Source organism: Paenibacillus salivarius, from assembly GCF_051307165.1.
Classification (GTDB): domain Bacteria; phylum Bacillota; class Bacilli; order Paenibacillales; family Paenibacillaceae; genus Fontibacillus.
In genome coordinates this window covers 1,829,117-1,846,446 of the sequence record NZ_CP195592.1, presented here as the reverse complement: position 1 = coordinate 1,846,446, position 17,330 = coordinate 1,829,117, and the positions used below count along the sequence as shown (strand labels likewise).

At 54.0% G+C, this 17,330-nt stretch carries 19 protein-coding genes and 1 pseudogene; 4 read left to right on the top strand and 16 right to left on the bottom strand.

Translation table 11 applies throughout. From position 1 onward, the window contains the following. Window positions 1-94: 94 nt before the first annotated feature. Window positions 95-1,012 (top strand): ArsR/SmtB family transcription factor, encoded by a 918-nt coding sequence (locus ACSFXJ_RS08190; protein WP_435924684.1) that lies wholly within the window; start codon window positions 95-97, stop codon window positions 1,010-1,012. 78 nt (window positions 1,013-1,090) lie between these two features. Here the strand turns inward: ACSFXJ_RS08190 and ACSFXJ_RS08185 are convergent, their stop codons facing one another. Together ACSFXJ_RS08185 and ACSFXJ_RS08180 are read right to left on the bottom strand one after the other, a co-directional pair. Further along, window positions 1,091-1,828, bottom strand: coding sequence for an SDR family NAD(P)-dependent oxidoreductase (locus ACSFXJ_RS08185; protein WP_435924683.1), 738 nt, complete (start codon window positions 1,826-1,828; stop codon window positions 1,091-1,093). Beyond that, window positions 1,825-2,520, bottom strand: a complete 696-nt coding sequence (locus ACSFXJ_RS08180; protein ID WP_435924682.1) for a DMT family transporter — start codon at window positions 2,518-2,520, stop codon at window positions 1,825-1,827. Before ACSFXJ_RS08180 ends, ACSFXJ_RS08185 begins: the two co-directional genes overlap by 4 nt. 128 nt (window positions 2,521-2,648) lie before the next feature. On the opposite strand from ACSFXJ_RS08180, the gene ACSFXJ_RS08175 reads away from it, so the two are divergent. Beyond that, window positions 2,649-3,530: a LysR family transcriptional regulator gene (locus ACSFXJ_RS08175; RefSeq protein ID WP_435924681.1), complete on the top strand. Its 882-nt coding sequence runs from the start codon at window positions 2,649-2,651 to the stop codon at window positions 3,528-3,530. A 44-nt stretch (window positions 3,531-3,574) separates the two neighbouring features. Here the strand turns inward: ACSFXJ_RS08175 and ACSFXJ_RS08170 are convergent, their stop codons facing one another. Beyond that, window positions 3,575-4,003 carry an RbsD/FucU family protein gene (locus tag ACSFXJ_RS08170; RefSeq protein WP_435925710.1) on the bottom strand — a complete coding sequence of 143 codons (429 nt, stop codon included), beginning with the start codon at window positions 4,001-4,003 and terminating at the stop codon, window positions 3,575-3,577. Window positions 4,004-4,188: 185 nt separating this feature from the next. On the opposite strand from ACSFXJ_RS08170, the gene ACSFXJ_RS08165 reads away from it, so the two are divergent. Further along, entirely contained in the window at window positions 4,189-4,551 is a 363-nt protein-coding gene (locus ACSFXJ_RS08165; RefSeq protein WP_435924680.1) for a helix-turn-helix transcriptional regulator, read from the top strand. A 365-nt stretch (window positions 4,552-4,916) separates the two neighbouring features. On the opposite strand, the gene ACSFXJ_RS08160 is transcribed toward ACSFXJ_RS08165, so the two are convergent. From ACSFXJ_RS08160 to ACSFXJ_RS08110, 11 genes and pseudogenes are all read right to left on the bottom strand, one after another. Continuing rightward, complete coding sequence (locus ACSFXJ_RS08160) at window positions 4,917-6,047, bottom strand: sn-glycerol-1-phosphate dehydrogenase (protein WP_435924679.1); 1,131 nt, start codon at window positions 6,045-6,047, stop codon at window positions 4,917-4,919. A gap of 705 nt (window positions 6,048-6,752) precedes the next feature. Next, window positions 6,753-6,968: pseudogene (locus ACSFXJ_RS08155) on the bottom strand (GntR family transcriptional regulator); the annotation flags it as partial. 213 nt (window positions 6,969-7,181) lie between these two features. Further along, entirely contained in the window at window positions 7,182-7,841 is a 660-nt protein-coding gene (locus ACSFXJ_RS08150; RefSeq protein ID WP_435924678.1) for a ThuA domain-containing protein, read from the bottom strand. A 37-nt stretch (window positions 7,842-7,878) separates the two neighbouring features. Further along, window positions 7,879-8,610, bottom strand: a complete 732-nt coding sequence (locus ACSFXJ_RS08145) for an SDR family oxidoreductase (RefSeq protein ID WP_435924677.1) — start codon at window positions 8,608-8,610, stop codon at window positions 7,879-7,881. A 327-nt stretch (window positions 8,611-8,937) separates the two neighbouring features. Further along, entirely contained in the window at window positions 8,938-9,693 is a 756-nt protein-coding gene (locus ACSFXJ_RS08140; protein ID WP_435924676.1) for a GntR family transcriptional regulator, read from the bottom strand. Then, window positions 9,680-10,696 (bottom strand): sugar kinase, encoded by a 1,017-nt coding sequence (locus ACSFXJ_RS08135; RefSeq protein ID WP_435924675.1) that lies wholly within the window; start codon window positions 10,694-10,696, stop codon window positions 9,680-9,682. Before ACSFXJ_RS08135 ends, ACSFXJ_RS08140 begins: the two co-directional genes overlap by 14 nt. Beyond that, on the bottom strand, window positions 10,689-11,447 hold the full coding sequence (dagF, locus tag ACSFXJ_RS08130; protein ID WP_435924674.1) for a 2-dehydro-3-deoxy-phosphogluconate aldolase: 759 nt from the start codon (window positions 11,445-11,447) through the stop codon (window positions 10,689-10,691). The genes ACSFXJ_RS08135 and dagF overlap by 8 nt, the downstream gene beginning before the upstream one ends. A gap of 2 nt (window positions 11,448-11,449) precedes the next feature. Then, window positions 11,450-12,556: a DgaE family pyridoxal phosphate-dependent ammonia lyase gene (locus ACSFXJ_RS08125; protein WP_435924673.1), complete on the bottom strand. Its 1,107-nt coding sequence runs from the start codon at window positions 12,554-12,556 to the stop codon at window positions 11,450-11,452. After that, a complete protein-coding gene (locus tag ACSFXJ_RS08120) occupies window positions 12,522-13,691 on the bottom strand; it encodes an amidohydrolase/deacetylase family metallohydrolase (RefSeq protein ID WP_435924672.1) in 1,170 nt (389 codons plus the stop codon). The genes ACSFXJ_RS08125 and ACSFXJ_RS08120 overlap by 35 nt, the downstream gene beginning before the upstream one ends. Before the next feature lie 1,265 nt (window positions 13,692-14,956). After that, window positions 14,957-15,187 (bottom strand): hypothetical protein, encoded by a 231-nt coding sequence (locus tag ACSFXJ_RS08115; protein WP_435924670.1) that lies wholly within the window; start codon window positions 15,185-15,187, stop codon window positions 14,957-14,959. Continuing rightward, the gene (locus ACSFXJ_RS08110) at window positions 15,177-15,386 is read right to left on the bottom strand and encodes a hypothetical protein (protein WP_435925709.1); all 210 of its coding nucleotides are present in this window, start codon (window positions 15,384-15,386) and stop codon (window positions 15,177-15,179) included. Before ACSFXJ_RS08110 ends, ACSFXJ_RS08115 begins: the two co-directional genes overlap by 11 nt. A gap of 180 nt (window positions 15,387-15,566) precedes the next feature. Between ACSFXJ_RS08110 and ACSFXJ_RS08105 the strand changes: the two genes are divergently transcribed. Further along, entirely contained in the window at window positions 15,567-15,692 is a 126-nt protein-coding gene (locus tag ACSFXJ_RS08105) for a hypothetical protein (protein WP_435924669.1), read from the top strand. Window positions 15,693-15,757: 65 nt separating this feature from the next. Here ACSFXJ_RS08105 and ACSFXJ_RS08100 read toward each other — a convergent pair whose 3' ends face one another. Together ACSFXJ_RS08100 and ACSFXJ_RS08095 are read right to left on the bottom strand one after the other, a co-directional pair. Further along, on the bottom strand, window positions 15,758-16,594 hold the full coding sequence (locus tag ACSFXJ_RS08100; protein WP_435924668.1) for a glycoside hydrolase family 25 protein: 837 nt from the start codon (window positions 16,592-16,594) through the stop codon (window positions 15,758-15,760). Then, complete coding sequence (locus ACSFXJ_RS08095; RefSeq protein WP_435924667.1) at window positions 16,572-17,015, bottom strand: phage holin family protein; 444 nt, start codon at window positions 17,013-17,015, stop codon at window positions 16,572-16,574. Before ACSFXJ_RS08095 ends, ACSFXJ_RS08100 begins: the two co-directional genes overlap by 23 nt. Window positions 17,016-17,330 lie beyond the last annotated feature (315 nt).

The following is a 17,330-nucleotide window of genomic DNA, read 5'->3' as shown; positions in this document are numbered from 1 at the left end:
TTACTCTTTATTATTTCGCTAAGTTAGTTTATAATTATTTAAAACAAATTGTTTTGCCACTTTTTTATTTCCTAGCGGAAGAGGGTTATGTTGTATGATTTACATCAAGGATTTGATGAGCGGGCTCGATATTTTTAAAGCTTTAAGTTCTGAGATCAGAATTCAAATCCTCGAACTTCTCGCCAAGAATCAGGCCCTGAACCTGAATGATCTGGCCACCAGGCTGAATCTCAGTAACGGCGCCATCACCATGCATATTAAGAAGCTTGAGGAAAGCGGCTTGATCGAAATCAATACATCTGTAGGTAAACACGGCATCCAGAAAATTTGCTATCTTAATAAAGATAAACTTATGGTCGACTTGAAAAGCAGAGATGTGGAAAACCTGTACGAGGTCGAAATTCAGGTAGGGCATTACAGCAACTATCAGGCCGTACCGACCTGCGGATTGGCCACGAAGGACAGCATTATCGGCGATTTTGACGACCCGCGTTATTTTGCGGACCCGCAGCGGATCGATTCGGAAATCATTTGGCTCGCCGAAGGATTTCTGGAATATCGGATTCCCAACTATCTGAAACCGAATCAATCGTTCCGGGAAATCCAATTTTCCATGGAGCTCGGTTCGGAGGCTCCGGGCTTTTGCGATAACTATCCATCGGATATTTATTTTTACATCAATGGCATCGAAATCGGATTCTGGACCAGCCCTGGAGATTTCGGGGATGCGCGGGGAACGTTCAATCCGGACTGGTGGCCGCCGCATTTGAATCAGTACGGTATGCTCAAACTGATTCGAATCAATAATGAAGGCAGCTTCATCGACGGGTGCCGCATTTCCGACGTCACGCTGGACCAAATTCAGCTGGATTACAAGAGCGAACTCACCTTCCGCATCGCCGTCAGCGATAAATCGGTCAACAAACGCGGACTTACGATCTTCGGCAAAAACTTCGGCAACTACAGCCAGGACCTGCTGGCCCGCGTCCTATACGACGTTCACGAAGAGTAATAAAAAGACTGCATGGAAAAGGGTTCCTTTCCGCGCAGTCTTTTTGCATTTCATCGGCAAGGCCTCGCGTCCCCGCGATTACATGGTCTGACCGTTGTCCACGGTAATGATCTGCCCCGTCAGGGAAGGCTGAGCCAAGATCGCGCAAATCAATTCCGCGATTTCTTCGGGAGGCGAAATACGCTCCAGCGGTAAATGGGTAATGAGCGATCTCATCCGCTCTTCTTGGCCTTCCCACCATCTCGTCGCAACCGCTCCCGGCGCTATGCCGCACACCCGGATGTCCGGCGCCAGGGCATGGGCTAATGATTTGGTCAAGCCGTGCACGGCTGCCTTAGAGACGGCGTAAGGCAAAGACGAGCCTTTACCCGTGATTCCCGCGATGCTTCCGACATTCACGATCGCCCCCTTTCCGGCTTTCAAGTAAGGAGCCGCGGCGCGGGCGCAGTTGAACATGCCTTTGACGTTTACCCCGAACAGTTCGTCCCACGCCTCCTCGGTCACCGCGTCAAGATCATTCATGGCAATATACCTGGTAACACTGGCATTATTGACGAGCATATCGATGGACCCGAACTCGCCCGCGACTCGCTCCGCCATCCGCCGGACCTCCGGATCGCGGGAGACATCCGCGCGGATGGCGACGGCCGTACCTCCGGCTTGTTGGATTTCCCGCACGGTATCCTCGGCCTCCGCTGCGGAACGCGAATAATTGACGGCGACCATCGCCCCCCTTTCAGCCAGCAAAAGACTGGTCGCCCGGCCAATCCCGGTGCCCCCGCCCGTGACGAGGGCAACTTTGTTTTCAAAGCTCATGAGGTTCTCCTCCAATTCACCATAAATATACCGATGCATATCATCGCTCCGCCCGCATAAACATGCCAGGTCACCCGTTCTCCAAGCAGCATCCAGCTCGTCAGCACGCCGAAAAGCGGCACCAGAAACAGAAATGCGCTCGTCCTGGCCGGGTCGCTGTTTTGAAGCAGATAAAACCAGACCGAAAATTGCACGATGGAGCACATCACCACCAGCCAGAGCAGTACCAGTATCGACGTAACGTTAACGGAGAAATAAAGATCTTCCGTCACTCCGCTTAAAACAAGCAGCGCTATTCCTCCGGCCATCATTTGATAAGCGGCGAGCACCTTCAAATCAAAGGCTGGACCGATCCGGTTAAGTATAAGCGTGGCGATCGTAAAGCAGACCGCACCCGCAAAACAGATGAACGTCCCCGGCTCGATTTCCAGGTGGAGGCCAAAAGTGAACATCACGCCGGCGGATTGAAACAGGCCGAGTGCAGCGGCCTGCAGCCATTGCCTTGCTCCCTTGGGCTGCCGCTTCCGCGCCGTGAGGAGCGCCAGCAAGGCTCCGGCAATGACGAAGCGCAGTCCCATCAACAGAAAGGGCGGAGCAAATTCCAGCCCGATCTTGCCCACCGGAAAAGCGATTCCCATCAAAAAAGTGGTCAGCAGAAGAAGACCGGTGTATTTGATCGCACTCATTTTCATGGCGTATCCTCTCCATTCTCTCGAAGTATGGTTGTATTGTACCGGAGGTTTGTAATTATGTATAATGATTGATAAAGATGGTGTGCATCATTATTTTTGATATCAAATAAGTATGGAGGTTACTGCCCATGGAAAGTACGGATTTGAGAATATTTCAAGCCGTGGCCCGGGAGGGCTCAATCACGAAAGCAGCCTTTCGGCTCGGCTACGTGCAGTCCAACGTGACCGCCCGCATCCGGCAGCTGGAAACGGAATTGGGAACGGTGTTGTTCCACCGCCATAATCGGGGAATGACGCTCTCCTCCAGCGGAAAAATGCTTTTGAATTACGCGGATAAAATCGTCGGCCTCTTGAATGAAGCGACCGCGGTCATCGCGTCCTCCGGCGAACCGGGCGGCCCGCTGCTGATCGGCTCGTCGCAAACGACCGCCGCCGTTCGGCTGCCTAAGCTGCTCACCCGGTATTACAAGATGTATCCCAAGGTGGAACTGTCGCTGATCACCGATCTTTCGGAGCGTCTGGCGGATAAAGTCGCGCAATACGAGCTGGATGTCGCGTTTATCAGTAGTCATATTAGTCATCCCGAGTTGCGAGCGATCCCGGTCTTCGAGGAGGAAGTGGTGTTGATTTCCCCTCCGGGAATCACGGATATCGATGATGCGCTGGCCAAACCGAATCTCGTGTACAGCAAAGGCTGCGCTTACCGGGAGCTGTTGGAGCATTGGCTGCATGCCCGAGGCAAAAGCCATCCGTACACCATGGAATTCGGCACGCTGGAAGCCATTATCGGCGGCGTCTCGGCCGGCCTCGGCATCTCCCTGCTTCCCCGGATCGTCGTGCAAAATCAGGCGAGCGCCGGGACCGTGACCCTGCATCAGGTTCCCGAAGCTTACAGATATACCAAAACCGAGCTTGTTGTTCGTAAAAATGCTCAAGCCACCAGCGCCTTACTTGCACTCGTCGATATGCTGGTTCCCGAAGAAGGGGAAAAGGCCGAACTGCGGATATAACCGTGCCGGCCTTTTTTGCGGTTGTCGACATATAATGTCTCGGCCTAAATGACGACTCCCTTTTTCAATATCATATTGGCATACAACGCTTTTTCGCCCGTCGAAACGATGGCGTACGCTTGGTTGGCCCTTTCGTAAAAAGCGAACCGTTCGATCGTCTCAAAAGAATCTTCCACGGAATGATAGCGGCTTAGAATATTGCGATACTGGCCCCAAATTGGCGTTTCCACGGGATCTCCCGGCATCACGGCCATCAGGGAAACCGGGTGTTCCACATAGCCGTCGAGGGGAAATAGCTGCAGAACCGCCGCCAGCAGTTCGGGAATCCCGTGCCCGTCGCAGCGCACGAGCCTTCTGGCATGGCTGGCCGCCGGAAAATTACCGTCCGCGAGCACGATTTCGTCCGAATGCCCCATTTCCATCAATATTTTTAGCAAATCCGGAGTCAGCAGGCTGTAAATTCCTTTTAACATCATAGTGGTCCTCCATATCTTCGTTTAAAATATGCTGCGACCGCGCGCGTAGATTAGCCGTGCTGACCGGTGTAGGGGACGCCGTAAGATGCCGAAACCTCTCGTATGCCTCCGTCCAAGCGACTCGGCGATCAGCACGCACCGGCTCGTAAGTTCGCAATGGGAATGAGGACTTCACCAGCTCCGTGAAGCATTCCTTTCTCGCACTCAAAGACAAGAGCGAAATTACCCTCCGCACCAAGCAATTCATCGACAAAAATTACACCCGGAACATCTCGTTAAAAGAGATCGCCGGCGCTCTCTACGTTAGTCAACACTATCTATCCCATTTGTTCAAAAAAGACCTTGGCGACTCGCCCGTCAATTACCTGATCAACCGCCGCATCGAGGAAGCCAAACGCCTGCTTTCGGAAACCGGCGCCCCCGTTCATGAGGTCGCTGCCCGAGTCGGGTACGGGAATGACAAGTATTTTTCGATGCTGTTCAAAAAAATGACGGGAACCTCGCCCAGCGCTTTTCGGGAGATGGAAAGGGCCCGACGCGGTTGACGATCTGAATGGCGATGATGCGGAAGGCTGACGCGCGATGAACATGATGGGCGTTCAGCATACATTTTGGAGGAGGAGATTACACTGATCAAACTTTGATTGGAGAAAATCCAACCTGCTTAGGAGTTAAGTCGAGGAACAGAGATTTGATTGGAGAAAATCCAACGGTTTGGCGGTTTTGGATGCTCGGACGGCCGGTTGCAGCCATTTTGATTGGAAAATCTCCAATGAAGCTCCCAAATCTGCCCGAAATCAGCCTGAATGGTTGGATTTTTTCCAACGAAGAGGAGCTCGGAGTTCAAGCTAAAAACCGCCTTGTCCCAGGCTCCTCTCAGAGAGAGGCCCGGACGAAGGCGGTTTAAATATCAAGCTTCATTCAACGCGCGCAGCAGCGTATGGCGGTTCGTACGAACCAGGTGCGCCTCGCGCAGGCTGCTCGCGAGCAGCTCGTCGTCGATGCCGAGCTCTTCGCGGCTGGACGGCCCGCCCGCGAGCGCAAGCAGCTCGCGGATCGCCGCTTCGCTCGGGACGTCTGCCAGCCAGCTGCGGACGACCTCGCCGTGCCGTCGCAGCGCCTCCGGCTCGCCGCCCGGGTAGACGCCCCGCTCCGCGGCGTCATGATACATGCGCGAGATTTCGGCGCAGGCCACGCCGACCTTCGCGCCGTGCAGCAGCGCGCGGTTGCCCCGGCGCAAATATTCCATCTCCCAGAAATGGGAGAGATGGTGTTCCGCGCCGGAAGCCGGATGCGACTGCCCGAACAGCAGCATGGCGATGCCGGACTCGATCAGCGCCGTCATCAGCACGGTGATGCCCTCCTCCGTGCGTTCGCCGATCTCGCGGGCGTGCCGCACGCAGGAGGCCAGCGCCCGCTCGGTGATCAGCGCCGCTTGTTCATTGTACGGTTCTCCCCCCGTCAGGTGGGAAAATTTCCAGTCGAACAAGGAGGTGTATTTGCCGAGCATGTCCCCGAAGCCTGCCGCAACGAGCGGCTGCGGCGCCTTCATCAGAATGTCCAAATCGGCAAAAATGGCGGTAGGCTGCACGGCCGGAACGGTCTTCTTGACTCCGCGGATAATGAGCGGCGCCCCGGATGACGTAAATCCGTCCACCGACGGGGCCGTCGGTACGGAGATGAACGGAATGCCGCAGCGGTGTGCGGCGAACCGGACGATGTCGTGAATCGTCCCGGAACCGACGGCGACGATCGATTCGGTCATGCCCGGTTCGATCGCAAGCTGAAGCTCGACGATCGACGCCTCATCGGCAACGACATCCCCCGTCTTGTCGGGCGTCAGCATGCAAAGCGCCGGTTCCATGCCGGCTTCGCGAAGCTGCCGCTCCAGCTCCCTCCCCGCCGCTTCATAAGTATTCGCATCCGCGGCGAGCAGCACGCGTCTGCATCCTTTTTCCCGCAAAAACGGCGCGACCTTTCCCAAAGCCCCGGATTCGAGAACCAGCTGTTCGAAGAACGGAAGCTCCTTGACGTTTGACATAGCAAATTCCTCCCCATTCTATTTTCTATGTTAAATATTTGTCTAAACCGACCGAGACACGGCGGCGTGCTTGCGAACAGAACCTTTTGTACGTACAAGTTTATCCTATAAAAATGGATTGCCGCCGTGCTAGAAAAAATAAGCTGAAATTCTCCCGCAAATCCTGGAATTGTAGCGATATAATCCGAGTTAACGGGAATTGTTCCTGCTAAATTGATGAAAGTGGCTGCCCCAATGTGTTTTTAACCCGATTTGCTGGAAGTTTTCCCGTTAATTATCTCTGATGACGATTTCCAAGATATTTAAGGGTAAGTTTTCCGGTTAATCCGAGTATCCGCGTACTCTAACGCTGTTCCTTAGTAGCTTCGTTCACTGCAGCTTTCCTTTTCTGGCTACCGTTTCGCGCTCTACGATCTCGGGCTCATACACCGTGTTCTCAAAAACGGCCCCTTGCTCGATCATGGCGATCAACTGCCTTGTCGCGTCGATCCCAACTCAATTATGAGTGAGTAAGCGTTGTCAATTTCGTGCGATGCGGTCGCAAGGATGGAATCGTTGAAGCCAATCAGGGACAGGTCTCCCGGAATCTTTAGTCCGCACCGGCTGCCGCCTCGTTCCTTTTCGGGCTCTTGGAGCAGTCTTACCGCCTCGTCTCTTTTTTGCTCGGCGCGTAGGTAATGACCCGGCTTGAAGCGGCCTGCATATTCTGGCGAACGTCCCTTTTCCCTGAATCCGCGTCAGCCAGCCTTCCTTCTCCAGTTCCCCGAAGGTTTGCCGGACGGTTTGGCGGCTGAGCTTAACCTTTTCGGCAATTTCATTTTCGGAAGGGAACTGTGCCCCCGGCGCAAGCCTGCCGGATTCCAGCCAGGAGAGCAGCTCCCGCTTGAGTTGCATGTATTTCGGTATTTTTCGGTCGGACATCTCATGATCCGTCCTTTTTTACTTCAGCCGCTGTAATCTTGCCGATCCGTAAGTTTTCGAACCAACCGTAAAGCGGCTTGGATGCTCACACCGATTGTTGTACGTACAACTTTGACTTCATTTTATCCGTCTCCGCGGCCAATAGCAAGCTTCAAAATCACAAAAAAACCGGACCACGTTCGCCCGCAAGTCCGGTCTGAGATATGGTGAGCCCTATATCTTTTCTTCGTTAAGCCTTCCTGCCCAGTTTGCAGCGTTTTGGATCAGCTTCGCATATTCGGGGTGAAGGAAAGATTCCAGATGATGCCCCGGCATCAAGTAGGCGATCCGGCCCAAGCCATAAGATCTCGCCCAGGTTGCGGGGTAACGTTCTCCTTCATGGTGATAAGTCAGCAATACTTCATGGTCGCTAAGGGGAGCCATCTCGAAGCGGTAAGGCTCCTCTTCCATCGTAAACGGTCGGATGCCTGCCGTAACGGGATGCTCCGGCATTTCTACGTGAAAACCGAGCTCCTGATACGCCGGATGTCCGGTAAACCGGGCCCCGATCATCTGCGCCATTTCCGGTCTCGCCTGCAGCGAGATCCCGTTATGCAACACCAGTAGCCCGCCGCCTTCCGCCACGTACGAAAGGAGTCCCGCCGTTTGCTCCGACGAGACGGGACGGTCCCACCGGTCCGCATAGGATATGTAGAGCCGGTAGGCGGAATTATTTTCACGAAGCAAGCTGTCGTATTGATCCGTGGTGCTCACCTGCCACCCGCTCTCCAAAATTTGCAGCAGCTTCTCCTCCACCGCTTCAAGCGGATGATACGGCGCATCTTTGTAATCTCCGATCAGCAACGCCTTCGGCTTCGAATGATTGTTCATCATATTTGTTTCCTCCTTCCGTTGGGGTTGTCCAGATCATTTACCAAGGCAGCTTGTTTCCGTAAACATCGATATATTCCGGCTCGCTTCCCGGCGCGTTTCCGATCCGGTCCATGACGAGCGCGATAATTTTGGACGCTGACTCCGCCGGAGTCAAATCCGCAGCCGCATCGAGTTCGCCCCGCATGTAGGTTTGCACCCAGCCCGGATGAACGACCAGCACGCGCCCGCCGTCATCCTTCAAGCCGTTATGGACCAGACTGGATTCCATATTGAGGGCCGCTTTTGACATGCAATAGGCGAACCAGCCTCTGCGGCCGTTTTGGCCGATGCTTCCGGCTTCCGATGAGATGTTGACGATCATTTTGGCAGAGCTGTTCATCACCAATGGCACCAGAGCCTGAGTCACCCTCAGCGCGCCCAGTGCGTTGACATTGTAAACTTTCAGCATATCCTCGTAATTGATGTCGTCCTTGATACTCTCTTCGATTTCGCCGAGGATCCCCGCGTTGTTCAAGAGAAGATCGAGTCGATCCGTTCCCTCCTTCACGACTGCCGCCGCTTTACGCACGCTTTCGTCGCTCCCGATATCCAGATGGACCAGCGTTAATTTTTCCTCAAACTTCGCCTGAAGCTGCTCCAAGTCGGATCCGGGCGTATGATGGTACCCGGCAAACACCCAGTATTCTTTTTCCAATAACAATTGGACCAATGCCAGTCCTACGCCGCGGCTTGCTCCCGTGACCAGTGCCGTGTAGTTCATGTCGTTCATGCTGCACACTCTCCTTCATTCGTCCTTTGAATCTATCTCCATTTTCGAGGCAATGGAGGCGAAATGCAACCGCTTTATTTTTGCTAAGGAAACTGGGTAATCTTATTGGGCAAAAAATCGGCAACGGCCGCGGTTAACGAAACTGGGTAATCTTATTTGACCTGTTTTTCTCTGGAATCGCAGTTTTTCGCCGGTATAGCGTTACCATGTTTCCTTAGATAAAAAAAGGACCGCTTTTTTCGCAAATAGAGTGATACTGTTTCGTTAGCGTCAAAAAAAGGCCCGCCAGGACAACGCCCTTCAGCGCCCTTAGCGAACCGTGATAAGCTATGCATCATAATCCACGATATAATTTTGCATTTGAGAGTTATAGTAACCGACGCTGTATTCGATCGCATTCCCTTGCCCGTCGCGGGAGTACCGGATGCGTTTCAAAACCGGCGTACCTTCGGTGAGTCCCAACATCTCCCCCGGCTCGCGGGAAACGGCTGCCGCGCCGAATTCGTCGCGCAGTTTTTCGAGGGACAGTCCCTGCTCCTCCAGCAGCTCGTATAACGAGCGGTCCTTCAAGTCGGAGAGCGTAAGGTTGACCAACCCGCCAGCCTGTAAGGCTACGTAATGCTCGTAATATATGTAAGGCTCATCGTCCAGAAAATAAATCCGGTCCAGCTTCAGGCAGCGCTCCCCGAACAAGCGGAACGGTTCCGAGCCCTGCTCGTTTCTGATGATCTTCGTATTCAGCCACTGCTTGCGGATCCGGTGTCCGGACTCCACCAAAATTTCCGTAAAATGCTTCCACTTCGACAACTTCGAAGCGGCTTTGTTGCGGATGACACGGGTCCCTTTGCCGCTGCCTTTTTCCAGGTATCCTTCCTGCACCAGTTCCTGGATCGCGCCCCGCACGGTAATTTTGCTGACGCCGAATTCCTGCTCAAGCTGCGGCTCGGACGGGATGTTGCTATCCAGAGGATATACGCCGTGCAAAATCCGGTCTTTCAAAATATGTTTGATCTGCAAATACAATGGTCGGTCTTTTCGCAACAAGCTCACTTTTCCATCCACTGCCTTTCTACCTTTCGACATCGCGCGCTCCGCTTTGCATGGCCCGAAAAATGTCCGCTTCGTTCGCGATCGGCGTATCGCCCGCCACCGTATGGGCCAGCATGCCCGCCGCCGCCGCAAAGTTCACGGTGGTTTCCGGGGCGAAGCCTTCCAGTTCCCCGTGAATCATGCCGCTCGCGAACGCGTCTCCAGCCCCTATTCTATCATAGACGGAAAACGTCAGCCGCTCCGAAAAAACGAAGCCTCCGCCTTTAAATAAAAAGCCCCGCAATGAGTGTTTGTTATGGTCATGGATCTCCCGGTTCGTGCCGGCAATGACGTGAATGCCGTATTGGTCGGCAACGGCGGGGATCAGTTCCGCCAACTGCTCTTCACGGGATTCCCCGGCGGTGTTCATGCCAAGCGTCAGCATGGCGTCTTTTTCGTTCATCAGCACGAGATCGGCCAGCTCCAGCATCGATTCGTAATGCGGTTTGGCTGCGGCGTACCCTTGTTCACCCCATAACGAAGGACGGTAATTGCAATCGAAAATCACCCGGCCGCCCCTCGCTTTGACCGCCTTGGCCAGGGTGATCATGTGACCGCGAACGCCATCGTTCATCGCCAGGGCGATTCCGCAAAAATGGATCGCATCCACCGCGCTTGCGATGTTGTCGGGATCGTATGTATCTTCCGGCGCGGTATTGAAGCTGCTCTCCTGCCGATTCGTGTATGTAACCCGGCTCGGACGGACGCCGAAGCCGTTTTCGAGAAAGTACATGCCTAAGTAGTTTCCTCCCCGGTGTATGAAGTTCCCGGTGATCCCCAGTTTACGGAGATGGGCTGCGGCCGCGTCACCAAGGGGACCCACCGGCAGACGAGTCACGAGATATCCGGTGTGCCCGTAGCGAGAGAGCGCCGAAACGACGTTCACCCCGGTCCCGGAAAAAGAATACTGCAACGTGTTTGCCTGCAACAACGTCTCATAGCCGGGCACTTGCAGGCGCATCATGACTTCGCCGAACGCCGCGATCCGCTTAGGCATACGTATCCGCCAGCTTTTTCAGGACGGCGTGCAAGTTTTGTACGTCCCGAATGTTCGTATTGCCCGATTCCTTATCGATGATGGAGGAATACACATGCGGGATGACCTGCTTGACGCCCGCCTCCAGCGCGATCCTCACGATCGCTTCGAAATTGTCCGGATCGATGCCTCCCGTCGGCTCCAGCGCAAACCCTTCCTCGGCGCAGGCCTCCGCGACGGCGCGATACTCCTCTTCCCGGCTGAGCCCCTCCATCGGAAAATACTTCAGCGCATTGCCGCCCATATCGCGCACAAGGGCAATCGCCGCGCGAACCGGCACAATGGCCGCTTCGCTGGCTGCCGCACTATGTGGCCCCGTGGAGATGTTCACGAATCCGGGGTGCCCTGTCGGGGACACCAGGCTGTTGATCCAGCTGTCCTTCCCGCCCAGGTTGGCGCGGGTTGCTCCCACCGCCGGGAACACCTGGTTAATGTGGCTCCCGGGATAATGCTTCGCGATTTCGGCAACGACCGCGGCCTGCCGGTTGTCGCCGGCGCCGAGCCCGATGGACACCGCGTCGTCGATTTCCTTACCGTATGCCTTCATCGCCGTGACGGCTTCCTCCACCGTGGCATATGCCTTGGAGAGGACGCCGACCAGGACATGGCCTTCCGCGGCTTCAAAAACCTCCTTCGCATTCGCGATATCCTTTGCCAATACGTTTAAAGCGACGCGGCCTTTATAAAATCTGTTTTCGATATTCCCCGCCATGTTTATTCTCCTCCCGTCACGATCTTCCGGATTTGTGATTCGATCACCTGGATATCGTCTCCCATCAAAGGACGCGGGTCGATATCGAAGTATCCCTGCCTCACCCCGTAATCCCGGGTATAGATTGCGATTTCGCCGTTTTGTAACGCTTCTGCGACTTCCTTCGCGGTCGTTCCCGCCTGCTGCGGGTCAATATGCACGCGACCGCGGTAAATCGCGCGTCCCGCCTCATCCTGCACGACCGTTACCCGGACGCCGGGGAGATCGTTCAGCGGGGTAAGCGCTTCGAGCGATGCTTTTTCCTGTTCGCTCTTATCCTGTTTGACCAGGTATTCGTCCAAGGCTTGAAGCAGGCCGAAGCTGCTTTCCTTCCCGACCTTCATGCTGCGGCCGATGCCGTGGAGCTGTACTTTGAGCCATTCGATGTAGGTGCGTTTTCCCGCGACGATGCCGGAGGTCGGGCCTTCAATCGCCTTGGAGCCGCTGTAGATCGCCAGGTCCGAGCACGTCACGTATTTGCGCAAATCCTCCTCGGCCGCTGCGTCCACGATGAGCGGGATGCCGTTTTGCTGCGCGATTTGCCAGGCTTCTTCGACGGAAAGCATGTTTTTTTGGACGGCGTGATGCGATTTGACATACAAGATGCCCGCGGTCTTGTCGGAGATGGCGTCCTGGATATGCTCCGCCTTGCCCTCGTTGGCGTAACCCACCTCGAGGAGACGTCCGCCGCCCAAATAGACCATCGTTTCGACCGGGGCGCCGTACTGCACGTTGTGGCCCTTCAAGATGATGATCTCATTCCGGGGGATCGTCTCCTGATGCAGCCGCTCGCTGAGACGGCGGTTCCCCCTCGTGACGAGAGCCGCGACGGACAGGGCGATTCCGCTGGACGCGGAGTTGACGATGACGGCGGCCTCCGAGCCGAGTTTGGCGGCGATGTAATCGCCGGCTTTGTCGACCAGGTCGGCGATTTCGACGTAGCTCTGTCCGCCCTGCTTCATCGCCTCCATCACCGTGTCGCTCGGCGCGGACACGCCCAGGATGCTCATGCGCCCGCTGGCGTTGATGACGCGTTTAAGCCCGTATTTTGCATGCAATGAATTCCCCATTTGCCACAACTCCTTTTGCGCGGATGATTTGATTTGCCGTACGCTGCTCTCCTTCGGAATCCGTCAGGATGGCTGCGCTTTTTTCTACGGTGAACAAGGTCAAGTTCGCGGGATCCCCGGCCTGGATGCGGCCGAGCTCCGGTCGGCCGAGCCATGCCGCCGGGTTTGAGGTAACCGACGCGATGATTTCTTCCAGCGAGTAACCGAGAAGCAGGAATTTGGACAGCACGTTGGCGAGGCTGTACACCGGCCCTTGCAGCCGGTTGCCCCGGTAAATGTCGGTGCTGATGGAATCCGGCGCGATGCCGTGCCGTTTGGCCGCTTCGGCCACCCGGAACGAAAAGCTCGCCGTCCCGTGCCCCACATCGAGATGGACGCCCCTGATGATAGCGTCGGTTAGCACCTGGAGCGGCATGCCATCGGCGTCGAAGAGATTGTTTCTTTTGCCGTTGAGAAAATGCGTGATGATATCTTTTCGCTGAAGAAGCGGAATGACCTCCCGGATGTCCGGCGGGCCCGATCCGATATGGACCATGAGCGGCAATCCGGTGTAGTCCGACAGCTCCCGGGCGACGCGGAGCGGCTCCGTACCGTTCCCGCCGACGACGCTTCGGCTGATGCGGGCTTTGAGGCCGACGATGGAGCCTTTGTATGCATTCGCGGCTTCTTTGACCTTTTCCCGGTTGATCCATTCCAATCGCGACAGCTCGTCAACGCGCATGAGGCCGATCCGTGAAATGTTCAGGAACGCGAGCACGGACGTCTTTGCCTGCTCCCCGCTGCGTATCAAATCGCTTATCCGGTCCGCCCCGCAACTCCCGGCATCCACGATCGTCGTCACGCCCTGAAGGACCCCGATCTCATCGATCTCGTCCCCGTAGGGCTGAAACTCGGGAAACGCATGGACGTGCATGTCGATCCAGCCGCTGGAAACGTAGGCCCCGCCTCCGTCAAGTTCGGGCAGGTCCTCATGCTGATGTGGGTTCGATTGCGGCTGCGGTTGCGTTTGCAGCTGCGTTTGCCCGAGTGCTGCGATTTCGATGATCTCCGCGATCCGGCCGTGCTCTATGATGATGTCTACCTCTTTTCCGCTTAGCAGCTTCACATTTCGGAGTATGTAGGTATTCTCGTTCAAGCGTTCACCTCCCTGCTCTGGTTAAAACATTATAATGTTTACTCTAAAGTAGCACGATCGCCGGAGGTTGTAAATATAACGTTATAATGTTTGTGAACAAAAAAAGGGGGGGATGATGCGTCTATTGGGATCATGGTGACTATGGTGGTTATGTTAACTATTTGATCCGTCGATAATGCCTTAGTTTGGGTAAGTTTCTGCCGAACCGTCGCTTTTTCTGTAGTGTCCCAATATTGTTCCTCTTATTTTGGGTAACTTGCTGCTGAACAAATGCTCTCTCAATGCTGACCCATCCATTATTGCTCTAACGCTTGTATTCGACGCTATTTCCCCAAAAACAGGCGTGTTCATATTCTAACGCTTGCCACAGTTGTTATTTACCTGATATAAGCTGTTTCTCCCTACATTTCTGCAAATAAGCACACTGATAAGCGTTAGATTGACGAAAAGCTGAATTTGAGCCAAATAAGGCAGGTGGCAAGCGTTAGCGTATAGACGAAGCGCCCTCATGCCTTCCACGCCACAAATTACTTCTTCCTCCTAACGAGGTGCCTCCCGATCCCTAACTTCCAGCACGAGAATACTGACCACTATTGTTGCTCTATTTTCGGGTAACTTGCTGCTGACAACCGTGCTCTCTATGCTGACCCTTCCATTGTTGCTCTAACGCTTGTATTCGGCACTATTTCCCTAAAAACAGGCGTGTTCATATTCTAACGCTTGCCACAGTTGTTATTTACCTGATATAAGCTGTTTCTCCCTACATTTCTGCAAATAAGCGCGTTGGCAAGCGTTACATTGACAAAAAGCCCAAATTGAGCCAAATAAGGCCGGTAGCAAGCGTTAGCGTATAGACGAATCGCCCGCCCTCATGCCGTCCAACGCCGTGATTACTTCTTCCTCCTAACGAGGTGCCTCCCGATCCCAAACTTCCAGCACGAGAATACTGATCACTATTGTTGCTCTATTTCGGGTAACTTGCTGCTGACAACCGTGCTCTCTATGCTGACCCTTCCATTGTTGCTCTAACGCTTGTATTCGGCACTATTTCCCTAAAAACAGGCGTGTTCATATTCTAACGCTTGCCACAGTTGTTATTTACCTGAAATAAGCTGTTTCTCCTTACATTTCTGCAAATAAGCGCGCTGGCAAGCGTTACATTGACGAAAAACTGAAATTGAGCTAAATAAGGCCGGTGGCAAGCGTTAGCGTATAGACGAATCGCCCTCCCTCATGCCGTCCAACGCCGCGATTACTTCTTCCTCCTAACGAGGTGCTTCCCGATCCCACGCTTCCAGCACGAGAATACTGTGCAATTCCGGCGAGTCCGGCCAATGAATATACTGCTCCTTTTCCAGGTGTCGCAGCCCTTCGAGAATATCCTTTTTGCTCCGGCCGGTCATTCGCTCCAACTCCCCCATCATCGGCATCCGCCGACGCTGTATGGAGAAATTGAACAGGATGCGCAACACCTTGCGTTCCAGATCAGGAAGCATGGCTTCCGCCACCCTTCCCGACAGGCGCCCAGGCCAAAATATTTTGCAGCCGAAAAGCTCTCGGTTCCCCGGATTTCAGGCAGGTCGCCCGTACCAGCTCCCCTTTCACCGCATGGACTTCGATCCGCCGCTGCGACACCCGTCCCGCCCGGTCCAGGTAAATGATTTCCACGATTTGACCGATGTATTTTTTCACCAGCACCATCTCCAAATAAGAACGTTTGTTTGTATTATATGCGAACGTTCGTTCTTTATTCAACAAGAAAAGAATGGATGAAATTGCAAATCGATCAAATCGTTTAGAAGTTGGCGTAACAACTTAAGTTATATATATGCGGTTGTCAGACTGAATTAACTATCGAAAGGGGGCGATCGCGACATGTGGAAACCTCCGAAAGACCGGTACCGGAGTTGGGGAAAAGCCGTGCTGTGGATCAGCTCTTTTGCGCTCCTGCTCGGGAGCTTGTATGTGGTATATATTTTGTTTTCGGTGTATTGGAAGTAGGCTGGCGGGCGAGGGCTCTTGGGCTGATTTCAACCTGTTAGTGGCTGGGCTTGGGGAGAATGCGATTATTTCAGCTTGGATAAAATAGACGCTTCCAGCCGGTTCAAGGCGATCGCCGCTTCCTCGCGAGTTAATGGAGCCCCCGGCCGCGTCCCGTCAAAAAAGCCGCCTGCCTTGGCCTTGTCCCAATCCTTGGCCGCCCATTCACTGACCTTGTGAATATCCCGTTCCGTCATGCTTGTTTGCTCCTTTTCTTTTTCATGGGATGATGGATTCTGAACATACTTATTGAGATCGCTCGGACTTCCTCTGAATTCGTTCAAATCGACATTTCCTGCAATACCCGCAACCTTGCCGCTGTCGCTATACTGCCAAAAATCCCATCGCTTCCAGGCCGGAACATCGTACGGAACATTGGAGCTGTAGCGCGCGATCCAGAGCGGATATTTGCCGAGTGTTTGTTCAAAATGCTGCGCGAACGCGTTGCCCGAATAGATGATCGGGACCATGCCCGTTTGACTTTCGACTTCGTTTAAAAAAGCTGCCGCCACGGCGTTGATCTGCGCTTTGCTCAGTCCGGCCGGGTTGTTTTCGTAATCCATGACGGGCGGCAAGTCTAACTTGGCGCCTGCCGCCTGGATTGTTCGGACAAAATGCCGCGCCTGCTTCTGAGCCGTTTCCGGCGTCGTCGCATCGACAAAGTGGTACGCACCGATCAAAAGACCGGCGGCTTTAGCGGACTGAGCGTTCGCATTGAACTTCGGATCCACAAATTTTGTCCCTTGAGTCGCTTTTATAAAAGCAAACGTAACTCCATCCGACTTCACTTTGGACCAGTCGATGCTCCCCTGCCAGTGGGATACGTCAATTCCCTTCGCGTTACGGCTGTTTCTTGCCTGCATCTTCGGTTCCCTCTTCGCTGTCTCCGCTTTTGGATTGAAAGATTTTTACGGCGTTGCGGAGGACGCCCGGTATGGGCACCCCCATTCTCCCGACATTTTCGATAATCGAGAGTAACTCATTGGCCAGATAAAAAAAGATGACCGCATCCCGGATGTAATGCGACTCTCCGAGTATGCCGTCAACCAAATGAGCTATGGCAACTAAAATCAATATAGTTACCTTCCGCAATATTCCTTTTTGCCCTATACGGCTTCGTAATTCTCCATTTAGCCACGCTGCCGCTAACCCGGTGATCCAATCAGCCATCACAAATGCCAAAAGAACTTGTACCATGATCGTCCACCCTCCCACTGCGGTTCCTAAGGCGGCACCCAAGGCTGCAGATGCGAATTTGATAATGTAGTCAATCCGTCCATCCATGCCCTTACCTCCTGTCTTCATTTCTTTTATAATAAGAAGCCCTCAGGCTTCCGAGGGCATAACAATAACCGCTACCGTTACGGAGCGGGTTCTGTTGTGATCTCTTTGTAATTTGCGGTGAGGTGTTCGTAATCACATACACCTATGGTACCGTTACTGTCTTTGTAAACGAACTGTCCGATATTCACCACTTGAAGATTCGTTGCGCCCATGATGACACCAGCACGGGCATTTCCGTCGGGTAAATATTCAACGGTAACTGGCAAGCCGGTGAATGCGATAATAGAGCGGATATGGTTGGTTCGGCATCCGAAA